The organism is Planctomycetia bacterium (assembly GCA_015075745.1).
Lineage (GTDB): Bacteria > Planctomycetota > Phycisphaerae > UBA1845 > UTPLA1 > UTPLA1.
On record JABTTW010000001.1, the window covers coordinates 811,726 to 823,860 of the forward strand.

General features: G+C 59.8%; 10 protein-coding genes. 3 read left to right on the forward strand and 7 right to left on the reverse strand.

The window, feature by feature from the left end; genetic code table 11:
• The first annotated feature begins 37 nt into the window (after positions 1 to 37).
• On the forward strand, positions 38 to 1,060 hold the full coding sequence (locus HS101_03230) for a hypothetical protein (protein MBE7505278.1): 1,023 nt from the start codon (positions 38 to 40) through the stop codon (positions 1,058 to 1,060).
• On the forward strand, positions 1,057 to 3,183 hold the full coding sequence (locus HS101_03235) for a TonB-dependent receptor (GenBank protein MBE7505279.1): 2,127 nt from the start codon (positions 1,057 to 1,059) through the stop codon (positions 3,181 to 3,183). The genes HS101_03230 and HS101_03235 overlap by 4 nt, the downstream gene beginning before the upstream one ends.
• Positions 3,184 to 4,208: 1,025 nt before the next feature.
• Here HS101_03235 and HS101_03240 read toward each other — a convergent pair.
• Positions 4,209 to 5,003, reverse strand: coding sequence for a sigma-70 family RNA polymerase sigma factor (locus tag HS101_03240; protein MBE7505280.1), 795 nt, complete (start codon positions 5,001 to 5,003; stop codon positions 4,209 to 4,211).
• A 548-nt stretch (positions 5,004 to 5,551) separates the two neighbouring features.
• Here HS101_03240 and HS101_03245 point away from each other — a divergent pair.
• Positions 5,552 to 5,680 (forward strand): transposase, encoded by a 129-nt coding sequence (locus tag HS101_03245; protein MBE7505281.1) that lies wholly within the window; start codon positions 5,552 to 5,554, stop codon positions 5,678 to 5,680.
• Between the two features lie 82 nt (positions 5,681 to 5,762).
• Here HS101_03245 and HS101_03250 read toward each other — a convergent pair whose 3' ends face one another.
• The 6 genes from HS101_03250 to HS101_03275 all read right to left on the reverse strand — a co-directional run bounded on the left by HS101_03250 (position 5,763) and on the right by HS101_03275 (position 12,130).
• Positions 5,763 to 7,187: a sigma-54-dependent Fis family transcriptional regulator gene (locus HS101_03250; protein MBE7505282.1), complete on the reverse strand. Its 1,425-nt coding sequence runs from the start codon at positions 7,185 to 7,187 to the stop codon at positions 5,763 to 5,765.
• An 11-nt stretch (positions 7,188 to 7,198) separates the two neighbouring features.
• Entirely contained in the window at positions 7,199 to 8,590 is a 1,392-nt protein-coding gene (locus HS101_03255) for a HAMP domain-containing histidine kinase (protein ID MBE7505283.1), read from the reverse strand.
• A 38-nt stretch (positions 8,591 to 8,628) separates the two neighbouring features.
• Positions 8,629 to 9,192: a hypothetical protein gene (locus HS101_03260; protein MBE7505284.1), complete on the reverse strand. Its 564-nt coding sequence runs from the start codon at positions 9,190 to 9,192 to the stop codon at positions 8,629 to 8,631.
• Positions 9,193 to 9,301: 109 nt separating this feature from the next.
• Positions 9,302 to 9,988, reverse strand: a complete 687-nt coding sequence (locus HS101_03265; GenBank protein MBE7505285.1) for a thermonuclease family protein — start codon at positions 9,986 to 9,988, stop codon at positions 9,302 to 9,304.
• A gap of 4 nt (positions 9,989 to 9,992) precedes the next feature.
• The gene (locus HS101_03270) at positions 9,993 to 10,718 is read right to left on the reverse strand and encodes a type II secretion system protein (protein ID MBE7505286.1); all 726 of its coding nucleotides are present in this window, start codon (positions 10,716 to 10,718) and stop codon (positions 9,993 to 9,995) included.
• Positions 10,715 to 12,130: an aminoglycoside phosphotransferase family protein gene (locus HS101_03275; protein ID MBE7505287.1), complete on the reverse strand. Its 1,416-nt coding sequence runs from the start codon at positions 12,128 to 12,130 to the stop codon at positions 10,715 to 10,717. The genes HS101_03270 and HS101_03275 overlap by 4 nt, the downstream gene beginning before the upstream one ends.
• Positions 12,131 to 12,135 lie beyond the last annotated feature (5 nt).

Consider the following 12,135-nt stretch of genomic DNA (forward strand, 5'->3'; position numbering starts at 1 on the left):
CGCTCCAAGCGAGGGGCTTGCCAGGAACGAGTAATTGATGCGATCCCGCCTCGCACGATTCACGCCGCGCCCTCGCAGGCAGCTCTTCGCATTCCCATTCCAAGCCTCCGTGGTCACCACCGGGCTCGCCATCATGGCGGGCACGTGGACTCATTCGAGTCGGGGTGAAGACCCCGGAGATCCCGGCAGGCTCACCATCCTGACGGGCTCAAACGACCGCTACAAAGCTGCCGCAGTTGCGCTGAGCGAATCGCTGCGTAGTTCGGGGATACCCAATTCCATCGTGGAGCTCCCCTCTTCAAAGGACAAGAAGGCGATTGAATCGGTCCGTGAACAACTCGGCCGGGAATCGCCCCGCGTCGTTGCCGCGAGCGGCGAGCAGGCGGTCAATCTGGCACTCAGCACACTTCCCAGCGCACGAATTGTTTGGTTCATGCTTCCAAACGCCGCCGACGCGAGATGTGTTACCGAATCGCAGAAGCTCGGCAACAGGACCGCGGGCGTTGCGGCCGATCCCAATCCGTCGGATCGGCTTGCCTGGATCAAGCGCGTGGTTCCCGGGACTTCGCGATTGATTCTCCTTCATTCAACCGCCACGAAGCGCGTGTTGGCGTCATTTGTCGACGCAGGCAAATCCATCGGGGTCGAGGTGGTCGGCATCAGCGTCGCGACCGGGGGCTTCGGAGAGGCACTGAAGACCCTGGCGTCCGGGCCATGCGATGGCGTGCTGATGATTCCCGATGCGAAATTTTACAATTCGGGCACGATTCAGGAATTGATCTTGTGGGGGCTTCGAAACAAGAAACCCATCTGGGCATTCTCGCCCAACCTGGTGAAGGCAGGCGCGTTTGCCGGTCAGTGGGCTGAGCCCGCCGATGTGGGTCTCGCCGCGGCGGACCTCGTAAAGCGCATGCGCCGCACCGGAAACGAGGATCGAAGCGCCATTTATTATTCGTCAGTGATCAAGAGGGCCGTCAACAAGAACACCGCCGAGAGAATCAACGTGTCGTTTGAAGATCGAATTGACCAGAAGGTCACCGTTTTCGGAGACGCCCCATGACGCTGACTGAGTCCCCTCCGGCAATTCGTTGGGACAGCCGGGCCCATGGCGGCGGGGCCATTCCGCTTGTTGCTGTGTTTCTGTTTATCGCCGCGCTGGTCATGACATCGTCCACGCCGGCTCGGGCGGACGGTCCCGAGAGCACCGGGGGTCGCGCAAACGTCGATGCGCCCGGGACCGCGGAGGAGCCTTCCACGGATTCATCGGATGACTCCGACATGGAGGAGCCCGAAGCCGGGGAGATTGAGGATGCCATTGATCTGTACGAGTTGGATGTTCCGGTGATGGTCAACGTCAACCGACGAAAGGAAAACATCAAGACGCTTCCTTATGCCGCGACCGTCATCACCGCGGAGGATATTCGTCGAGCCGGGGCGCGGACGGTGCCGGATGCGCTGCGACTGGCGCCGGGTGTAGATGTCTCCGACCTGACGTCGGGCGCCTCCGCGGTCTCTGTTCGGGGCATGCACGGGCTGCTGGCCAATACCGTTCTGGTTCTCGTGGATGGACGGCAGATCTTCGATCCGATGTTCGGCGGCACACTGTGGGGTAACTGGCCGTTTCAACTGGAGGACATCGATCGGATTGAAGTCATTCGCGGGCCTGCCGGCGTGGCGTGGGGCGCGAACGCGGCGACGGGAATCATCAACATCGTGACCAAGGATCCGAACGATCAGATCGGCTTGACGACGACGGCTGGTGGTGGATCGCGCGGGTGGCACAAGGAACACGTCGGGTACGGATTCAAGGAAGACAATCTGCGGATGCGCGTTTCGACTGAATATGAGGCCATGGATGGGTTTCGAAACGGCGTTTCGATCCTCGGGCCGTTTGACGACGAGTACAAGGGCGGCCGCGTCGGGGCGCGCGGCATCTGGACGCCGACGAAGGACGATGAAGTATCGTTTTCCATTGGCAGCCATATTCTGGAGGGCGGCGTCACGCCGACGCCGCTGGCGCTGGGTGGATACAGGACGAGCAGCTCGAACGCCAACTATCTCCAGGGTTCGTGGGATCATCGGATCGACTCTGAGAACTCCACGAACTGGACGTTTTACGTCAATGATTTCTACCTCGACGCCGGTATTCCGCAGCTCGAGTACCGGTATCAACAACTCGCCCTGCAATTTGGACATACGTTTTCGCCGGCAGAGAATCATACGTTTACCTACGGCATCGATTCGCGATGGGACCTGGTCGATACTTCGCTGGCCGATCCATTCATGCTGACGCGGGATCATGTGCAGACCGGCACGGTCGGGGCGTATGTGCAGGATCAGTGGCGATTCGCGGAGCGGTGGACGCTCGATCTGGGCGCGCGGGTGGACTACGACACTTACGGAGGCTTTGAGCCGAGCGGGCGGGCATCGCTCTCCTATGCGCCGACCGATGACTCCAGCGTGTACGGGGCCATATCGCGGGCGTTTTCGATGCCACCGGGTGCTACGCGGTTTCTGAATCTCCCGTTGATGGCGGGACTGGCCCGGGTCACCGCGGACCAGGACATCGACGCTCAGGGCATCATGGCTTACGAGGCGGGGTACCGAAAGACGTTTCTTGAGAAGAAGCTGTCGTTTGATGCCAACGTATTTCTGCACGATTACACCAATCTCACTACGTTGAGCCCGCAACTTGGTCCACCGGGGCTTATCCAGCAGCGCTTCGACAATTCCGGCGATGGGATACTGTACGGGGTGGAACTGGACAGCAAGTACAAGATCTCCAAGGCGCTCACGCTTCTGGCGAACTACACCTACCAGCAGTTTGACTGGTCGGCGCATACGTCCTTTCACGAGAAAGACACACTCTATCCGCCCAAGCACAAGGCCATGGTCGGCGCGCGATACGATCTGACGGAGCAGTTGAGCCTGAACGGTCACGTGTATTATGTCGATTCCACGAACGGTACGAATCCGAACTTTCCGTTCTTCAAGCGAAGGTACGACCCGTATATTCGCGTCGATCTGAATACGGAGTACCGATTCTGGGAGGATAAGGCGGCGCTTCAGGTCGGCGTGCGCAACCTGATGGACAAGTCGCACGCCGAGGGCGGGTCGTCCTTCATTCACGCGGGGGAGACGGAGCGCATGGTGTACGCCGAGCTGAGGCTTTCGCTCAAGTAGCGCATCGGACTTTGTCGTTGTCATCGCGATCAGCCTTGGCGCGCCTCGGCCGGGAGAAGGCCTGGTTCGGTGGGGCCTGCACGACTCGTTCACGAGCACCTCCGCCAGAGCATGCGTCGTGCCTGGGTTCATGTCTTCGCGATTCGCGCTCCGCTGCGGGGAAGGGATTTGGATTGATTTCCCGGGGAAAGAGCGACTTTGCAGGCAAAGTGGAACAAAGGGGTCAAGGGGGCGAGGGTGACGAGAAGATCGCGCGGGCACGGGGGCTCCGGGTGGTCCGTCGCCAACCCACTTCGCTGCGCTCCATGGGCAAGCCGGCAAGTCGCATTGGGGACCAGCGCGGGAAGCGGAAAAGCGAAGGTGACATAAGGCGAAAAAAGTTCTGGGGCGCGCTGGCAAGTGCTGTGGCGGGCGCGGGTTGGGGCGATTGGCATTTTGGGTGATTTTTTGGAGAAACGGACGCGAGACGTGGGGCACTGGGCTTGAGAAGGAGGGGGAGTTTCGGATTTGAGATTTAAGATTTGAGATTTGAGAGAGGACGCGGAGAGGCGCGGCGCGCGGGATGGGCGGAATTCGGGGTGACGTCCTCGCTGGCGCTTCGGGCTGGTCTGGGCGCGGGATGGGTGCGGTGCGCCGGTTTGGCGTAGAGGGCTGGATGGGTGGGGCTTGGCGCATTGCAATGGAGTTACTCGTGGCTCGATACTCGTAGCTCGATACTCATAGCTCAATACTCATAGCTCGATGCTTGCTCCGCGCTCGCGCCGGGGCCTGGCTGACGCAGCGCGCGATCTATCGTGAGACTGGGCTGGTGCGGCGTTTTTTATGGATGGATTGCCGCCGGCGCATGCTGAGAATGGGAGATCACATGGAAAAGTAGCATGTCCCTGAAATGCCCCCCGTCCGGCAGAGGCGCCGGACGCTACACAGATGCGCAAGCCGCCCTAGCTCACGCAAATATCGTGACTTGACGTTGAGAATTTAATTCCTCAGGCATCCCGGGAATTTCCAATGCTGGTGGAAGCAGGCTATTGAAGGATGCCGTCAGCCTTAATCGCGTGGCGAAGTTTGGCGATGGCCGACAACTGAATCTGCCGGACACGCTCTTTGCTGACGCACATCTTCTTGCCGACGTGTTCCAGCGTCTGACGTTTGCGGTCATCTTCGATTGGAAAACGCCTGGCCAGGACCTTCTTCTCCATATCGGTCAGTCCGGCATAGTCCAGCCGCAGGACTCGCTGCAGACGCTCCGAATAGAGCAATCGCTGGTCGGCCTTGCGCACATCCGGCGCATTGCTCGCATCGAATTCGGGATCGTACCGACCGATGATTTTGCTTCGGCGCTTTGATTCCTGCATTCCCGCCCGCGAAAAAGCGCGTATGATGGCGTTGCAGGCATAGGTGCTGAAACGAAAGCCGCGCCAAGGATCAAAGGTATCCACAGCCCGAAGCAGAGCCATCATGCCTTCACTGACCAGCTCTTCGCGCTCGATGCTGTCGAAGGAGCGGCGCCCGATGAGGTCGTACACCAGACCCAAGTTGCCCTCGGTCAGCCGCGCGCGAAGCTGGTTATATCGTAGAATCCAGCCTGAGTAGCGCCGTCGCCTCGATGCCGTCGGACCTGTATCGGCCAACCTGTACAAATGCCTGAGGCGGTAAGCGGAATAATGGAGCTGCTTGAAAAGCAACGTCTCATCGGATGGCGTCAGCCGCCCCAATCCAAGAGCAGGGCCGGGATAATCGGCGAACAGTTTCGCTTCGATGCTGCGACGAGCCAGTTCAGGATTCATGACATAGGGCGGCGGCTGCATCCAACTTTGCATCGCCCTGCGATCAGACCGCTTGGTCGTGACTCTCAAGGTCCGGCTATTCCATTTTCTGGACTGGCCCTCCGGTTGAGTCTTCACGGTTGAATTGGATTCTCTCATATTGAACCCCACTTTCGAAATCGGGCTGCGCCTTCCGCAGAACAAAAAAAAGCCGACGTGGATAAACGCCCGAAGGCATTCGTCCACGTCGGCTTACTCGCTAGCGAGCCACCCGCCACGGCGGGCTGCCCTTTATCTAGTCGTCCGACGACCTCTATTCAAATTCTGACGGAGACTGCGTAAAAGCTTACGACCGCTCCGGCACCTAAAACATTATGCTTGTATTGAGCAGAAAATGCAAACAGAATTCGGCTTGCTGGCCTGCAAGACAGACGATGGCCTGTGATTTGTCAGTCCACACAGCCGAATCCACCTCCGTAGAGGCCCAATCGTGAGGAAATGGTGGAAGTCGCACAGAAGTCACAAGGAGAAACCGGAGCCGGCATGTATGCGGTGATGAGACGCATTGAGCCGAGTGCCTGAATGAGAATTGGTTCCGGTCGTTGGACGACGCCAGACAGAAGGTCGAGAGCTGGCGCAGACATTACGATCTTGAACGACCGCACAGCGCCCTGGGATACATGGCTCCGAGGGAATTTGCTGCGACGAGAAGCCAGGTTGGCTTGAGCTGATGATGGTCGATTTCTCGCTCTAAGAATGGATCAACTTTTGGTACAAGCGCATGGGTTATCCGCGCAATCCTTGACATCTTCCTTAACTATCAGAGGCACGCGCCGGTTTTTTCAGCACTCTCCCATCCTCCAGGACATGACACACTTCTTCCTCCGGAATCATCAGCTTGCTTGCGATATGTGAAGGACTTCCACCGAAATGGGCGGCCGCCGCGATGATGAGCCGTCGCTTGATCTGATCCAAGGTCGGGCACTCCTCATCGAAGTTAATAACGATCGGACTCGTCTGGTGTAATGCCAGGCGGGATGTACCGGCAGATTGCATCGGTCGTAATGCAAGGTGCCTGGCCCTGATCGAGTCCTGCCCACACACGAGGACCGCACTTTCCATCGCATGTGAGAGCTCCCTTGCGTTTCCGGGCCAGTCGTAGGCCATCAGGGCATCCATGGCTTCGGTCTCAATCCGGGGTACATCGATGCCGGAGCGCCTGGCATGAGTTGAGAGGAATCGCTGAGCCAGTGGCGCGATATCGTCCCTTCGATCGCGCAGCGGCGGTAGGTGGATGACCGATTGCATGATGCGATGATAGAACTCGGGCATCAGCCGCTTGCCGATCATGTCCAGGGCAAGATCATGGCTGCTGGTCACCACGAATTGCAAATCGAGGTTGGTGCGGGCGCGATCGCCTTTCGCGGTCCCGGCATATCCGCTTTCGAGCAACCCGAGAAGGCGGGTCTGAGCTCGCCTGGAGAGGCCCGTTACCTCTTCCAAGAAAACGGTGCCGCTCTCTCCGAGTTCGACGATTCCCTTGCGCCCATTCTGCAGGTGCTCGGTGGCGTCGTCTGGTCCGAATAGTTCCTTTTCGATTTCATTCGCATCCGACGCCATGCAATGTGTCGAAAGAAAAGGCCCATCCCGGCGCGGACATTCGTTGTGTATCGCATGGGCCAGTTGCGACTTGCCCGTGCCGGTTTCTCCGGTGATGAGAATGACGGGGGGATCCTTGCCGGACATGACGGGCGAGGCGAGTAGCTGACGAACACGGTGTTTGATCTCGCGAATCGCCGGCGACACACCGAGGAACTCGTCAAGCGATCCGGCGCGGCGTTCAAAGGCCCTTGCGTGTTTGACTCGATCCAGCGCGCGGCTATGGCTGACTGCCCGGTTGATGAGATAGACAAGTTCTCGCAGCTCGATGGGCTTGTTGAGGTAGTCGTAAGCGCCTTCGCGGATGGCCTCCATCGAAGTCTGGTTCGTTCCGACCGCCGTCATGATGACTACCAGCGTCCTTGGCGCGGCTGCTCGAACTCGGCGAAGGAGCGCAAGCCCGTCCATTCCCGGCAGTCTGAGATCGCTGAGGATCAGGTCGGGCGCGAGAATGACGGCGAGTTCGAGCGCAGATTCCGCGGAACCTGCATCGTAGAGATCGTGCCCTTCGGCTCGCAGTCTGTCGACGATGTTCTTGCGAAGGATTTTTTCGTCCTCGACGACCAGAATGCGTGCCATGGAAAGGCTCCCTAGGCGAATTGCCGGATCGACTGCCGTCCGGTGTCGGCCGGGTCGCGGTGTGGCGGCGTCTCTGCCTGGATATGCCGCGGCAACGTGACGCGAAACGTCGCGCCCGACGTTGGCGCCGGTTCGAATTCCAGCGATCCGCCCATTGAATTGACGATGCGGCGCGCCCAGGCGAGGCCGACGCCGGAGCCTCCGTCCTTGGTCGTAAAGAAGAGGTCGAAGATGTGCTTTGCCGTTCCTTGCGGAACGCCGGGGCCGGAATCGCGAACGACGACGACGACGTGCTCCGGCGTGTGGTGAGCATGTACCTCGACGCGCCCACCCGGCGGGGTGTGGTCCAGGGCATTGGCGAACAACTCAAGAAACACTGACGCGAGCTCATCGCGATCCGCATCGGCGACCAGTCCATCGTGTCCCAGCCTGCAATCAAGCGTAATCTCGCGCTCCGCGAACCGGGAGGATAGCTCGCCGGTGATTTCCTCGACGACGCTGCTCACACAAACCGCCTTTCGACGCGGCTCCGGGGCGCGAGCAAAGTTCAGCAGACGACGGACACGGTGGCTGAGCCGCGTGCACTCCGTGAGCACGTCCTCCGCGCGATGGCGCGTGTCCGCATCCATGGCGCCCAGGTCAAGGATCAGCTCGGAGGAGCTGCGAATGGCCGCGAGGGGGTTTTGGATGCCGTGGGCCACGCCGGTGCAGAGTTCTCCGATGACCGCCAATCGCTCGCGCCGCTCCTCCTCGACGCGCAGTCGTTCCGTCTGAAGCGCTGCGTCTGATTGTTGCAGCCTGCGCGTGTACCAAATCATGCCTCCCAATGCTCCGATCAGGCCGACGGCCAGGATCATTTCAGCGATCCACTGCGCGGCGAGAAGGCCGGCGTGGTCGAGATGTCGTTCCGCCGCATCCGACAGGAGGGCTTCCTGTTGTCCGGCCAGGAAGCGCGCCGCCTTGCGACGATGACGATCCACCGTGGCCAGGGCGCTGGATAGATTCTCCGGTGCTTCCTGGCTCTGCTTCTCGTATCGGGCGAAGAAGGCCTCCTGCGCATGGCATAACTGGCCGACTTCGCTCCAGAACTCCTTCATCCGCCTTTGAGACAGGCGCGATCGCGCTTTGATATCCCCGAGATCGACTTGAAATCGCCTCCACCGGGTTCGCTGGCCGGCGACATCGCCTGTCTCGCAGACATCCATCGTCGGAGCGCTCAGTTGCATCACCGCTTCGCCGAGCGCGGTCAGATCTCGCTCGCGCGCGTCGAAAACCGCGGCTTCATCGAGGAGGCTCTGAAAGCTTCCCAGCGTTCGGTTGTGCAGCCAGAGACCGGTGGCGATCACGACGGCGTCGATTGTCGCCAACAGGAAACACGCGTGATGCCACCGGAATCTCCGCACGACACTCCTACTGCCTCAATGCGAGGCGGATTGTGCAGTTATTGTCCTAAGAGGCCTGACGCCGGCCCGACCTGAACGCTTGTGCCGACTTCCAGTTCCGTCGGGAGGCTGTTGGGCCAAGGAAGATGACCCGGCTCGATGTGGGTATCGAACTCAAGTTCGCCCTGACCGAGCGCGCCGATCGTAAGTTGGCCGATGAAGATTCCGCCCACCGACACGTCATGCAAGGTGCCGACGGCGGCGTCTTCCAGTTCAACGCTTAGTCTTCGCCGGGAACCATCCTTGCGATACTCTGCATCACCATGCGCCGCGGTTGAGCCGGTCAATTCAGCGTTGATGCGAAGGCTGTTGTTACCACCGCCGCCGTTGTCGTCGATGCCGTTGGATTCGGCGTCATCGTCGATGCCGTTGGAGTTTGCGTCGTCAAAGCCGTCGGTGTTCGCATCGTCCACCCCATTTGTGCCGATGTCGTCGCCCGCCGAGCCTTGCTGGAATACGACATTGATCAGCGCGTTGAGGTCGCAACCGTTGGATTGCCCGAGCAGCCCGACGGTGCAAATGGAAAGTGCCGCCCACATTGTCACTGTGTGTACGCTGGTCATTTCTTCGTTCCTTTTTGTAAATAGTCCCGATCAGCTTCGTCGCATCACGCGCGGCGAAGCACCCTACGCATTCAATTTCTTCGCCATCCTCCCCACATGGCCGTGCTGCTTATGGCTTGCACTTGCCACAGGGGGCCCAACCTTTGTCGAAGGCCGCGGCGGTTCCGGTTATCTCGATGCGTTCGTTGCCCGACTCGACGAGTTTGGAGCAGTCGGGCCGATGGAACGTGCCGCGGTCCGGTTCGCCGATGATGGTCCCTTCAGCGGACGGTGAGACCCACCGCCATATCCCGAGCAAATTCAATTGAGCCTCACGCTGCGCGGCAAGCAGCTCTTCGGCGAACTGTCGCTCACCCGCACGAAGCTTTACGAACGCCAGCCCGTCGCGAACCAGACGCTCATTGATGAAGGTGTCGTTGGCATAGATGTAGGCGTGGATACGTCCCTTTTCGTCGACGACACTCTCATCGAATCGCAGCCGCACGCCCTCATCCTCGATCCACTTGTTCAATACCTCGCGCGATTTTTCGGCATTGGGCTCGTCGTCGTAGGGCAGGCGGATGGCGGCGAACTCGACATCCCGCCCGTCCTTGAGCTTGAGTCGATCACCGCTTAATCGTCGGACTTCACCGCCGGCTGCGCGATGGTTGATCTTTGGCGTTGCCACGATGCCCTGGACGCCGAAGGCGACGGCCAACCCGGCCAGCGCGATCATGGCTGCGCCGCCGACCCAGGCCTTGGGGCCGCTGAGGATCGACTCCGACCTGGCCCGCGTGAATTCGCTTTGCTTGGTCATCAGATTACTCCCGGGCATCCAGCTTCTTCCAAATCTGCATCATGGTCGGGTTATCGATGAGCGAAGTCGGAAGCGTCATTTCGTTATCAATGAGCCGCTCGAAGGCCTGAACGAATCGAGCGTGACCGTCGGCATAGACGACGTTGACGCCGTTCTTGTGACCTTTCTCGGAGACGTAATCCGGCGCATGGAGGAGGTCTGCGTAAAGCGCCGTTGAGGCGGGAAGCTGCGTCACGTCCAACCCGGTGATCATCGGGCGACGACCAAATCCCGCTCGCGTATCGAGCAACTCCTGAATGGGCCAGGGGTTCACATAGGTCTTGAATTGGTGATGAGGCGAGGATTGCACCGGGCAGAAGAGAACCTGCATATCGGGGATGAGATTCTTCAAGACGAAGGGGCCGAAGTTGTGGTCCAGATCGCGACCATCCCAGATGATGTAGTTGTACTGCCAGTGTCCGTCCGACGGTTCGTTGTTGAGAGACGGAAAGAACTTATCTGATTGGAGATAGTAGAATGCGGCGTTGCCGACCTCTCTGAGTCGCACGGCGCACGTGGTTCGACGACCGACCTGGCGGGCCCGTGCCAGAACGGGGAGCAGAATGCCGATCAGGGTGGCAATGATGCTGACGACAACGAGCAGCTCGATGAGTGTGAATGCGCGGCGTGGAATGAAGCGATGGGCATCGCAAGACCGACGGCGATTCAGATGTTTGGGTAGTGGATTCATGATGAACACCTCGATTCACTGGGGATGCCCGCATCGCGCAGGTGGGCCAGCAGGCGTTTTGGTGACGTCCGGCGAAATGCGTCGGCGATGTCGTGCAAGCGTTGGGCCTGGCGTCTCGTCCCCGTTCTCAATCCGTGAATGATTCCGACCCTGAGCAACGAGCTGACGAGGTAAAAGCGCATGCGCGCGGCATCCATGACTGCGGACCGTCGAGTTCTCTTTCGAGCAGTCCGACATTTCTCATAGCTTTCCAGAAAACAGGCCGCAGCCTCGACCCACATCGCCCGGGGACGTCCATCACGGACTGAATCCCAGATCAGGTGCCCGATGAAGTTGCCGACATCCTGCTCCGCATCGCCGCGGGCGGCCGTGTCAAAATCGACAATCGCCCATCCCTGACGGGTCGGCAGAAGTTGGCTGTCGTAGAAGTCGCGATGAATGAGGGAGCCTGAAGATCGCGGCAATCGATGTCGCCATTTGCGCAAGTCAATCCAGATGCGCTTGGCTCGGGCATCGATTCGGCCCGCGAGCGCCCCCAATTCCACCCAGCGTGCTGTAGCCATCAATTCATCTGACGGTGTAAATGTGGACAGCTTGCCCGGTGAAAGGTCATGGAGGGTTGCGAGGACATTGCCGGCCGCCTGGGCAAGTTGGATCGGGCCGGCCGAACGACCCTCACGCGACTCGGGCGCAAGGACCCCCTCGAAGAGGACCATGTTCCAATCGTGCCAGACGGTTAGCACTCTGGGAATCGAGAGCTCCGCCGCGCCGCGCCGCGCCAAGTCGCTGCGTGCCTGACGAATTATCTGGGGCGTCCGTATCGCCTGGCCGTTGCGATAGATCTTTCCGACCACGAAGGGGCCATTTGGCGCGTTTTTGCGACGATATCGAAGGACACATCGACGTCGCGGCCGGTAGTTCAGGCAGTCACATTCCCAGGCATTCGTCCTGCCGAGAATTCGGGCGACGATCCCGCTGGTCAGTCGCTCCTTCATTCGAGGTCCGGCGGCCGCCTCGACAATGCCGCTTAGAGACGCGTCTTGATCCGGCGTGTTTAGCACGAGATCGGCGCCTTCAACACAGCAATCCAAGTCGAGAAAAGGGAACGGGCCGGACTTCGCCAAGCGAATGTTATTCTTCGATTTTTTTGGAGATGACGATCGCGATCCGGCGTAGATGCTGCCGGAGGTCGTTGTCCCCCGCCGCGTGCCTTCTACGCAGATATCCCATTGGACCCCAACCCCGCCGCCTTTCGATGGGAAGACGCGCGCGACCGACAAAGATGCCGGCGAAGTGCCCGCGGGCCAACTTACGACTTGACGCAGCAGGCGCAGCGCCTCGGTGGGGTCGATCAGTCGGCGAATGAGCCGCGACTGACTTTGGTCAACAGGTTTTTCGTGAAGGTCTGTCATCCCTA

Excerpts from the sequence above, each read along its gene's own strand:
- HS101_03230 (MBE7505278.1), top strand. The coding sequence starts at position 38 with ATGCGATCCCGCCTCGCACGATTCACGCCGCGCCCTCGCAGGCAGCTC.
- HS101_03235 (MBE7505279.1), top strand. The coding sequence starts at position 1,057 with ATGACGCTGACTGAGTCCCCTCCGGCAATTCGTTGGGACAGCCGGGCC.
- HS101_03240 (MBE7505280.1), bottom strand. The coding sequence starts at position 5,003 with ATGCAAAGTTGGATGCAGCCGCCGCCCTATGTCATGAATCCTGAACTG.
- HS101_03250 (MBE7505282.1), bottom strand. The coding sequence starts at position 7,187 with ATGGCACGCATTCTGGTCGTCGAGGACGAAAAAATCCTTCGCAAGAAC.
- HS101_03260 (MBE7505284.1), bottom strand. The coding sequence starts at position 9,192 with ATGACCAGCGTACACACAGTGACAATGTGGGCGGCACTTTCCATTTGC.
- HS101_03265 (MBE7505285.1), bottom strand. The coding sequence starts at position 9,988 with ATGACCAAGCAAAGCGAATTCACGCGGGCCAGGTCGGAGTCGATCCTC.
- HS101_03270 (MBE7505286.1), bottom strand. The coding sequence starts at position 10,718 with ATGAATCCACTACCCAAACATCTGAATCGCCGTCGGTCTTGCGATGCC.
- HS101_03275 (MBE7505287.1), bottom strand. The coding sequence starts at position 12,130 with ATGACAGACCTTCACGAAAAACCTGTTGACCAAAGTCAGTCGCGGCTC.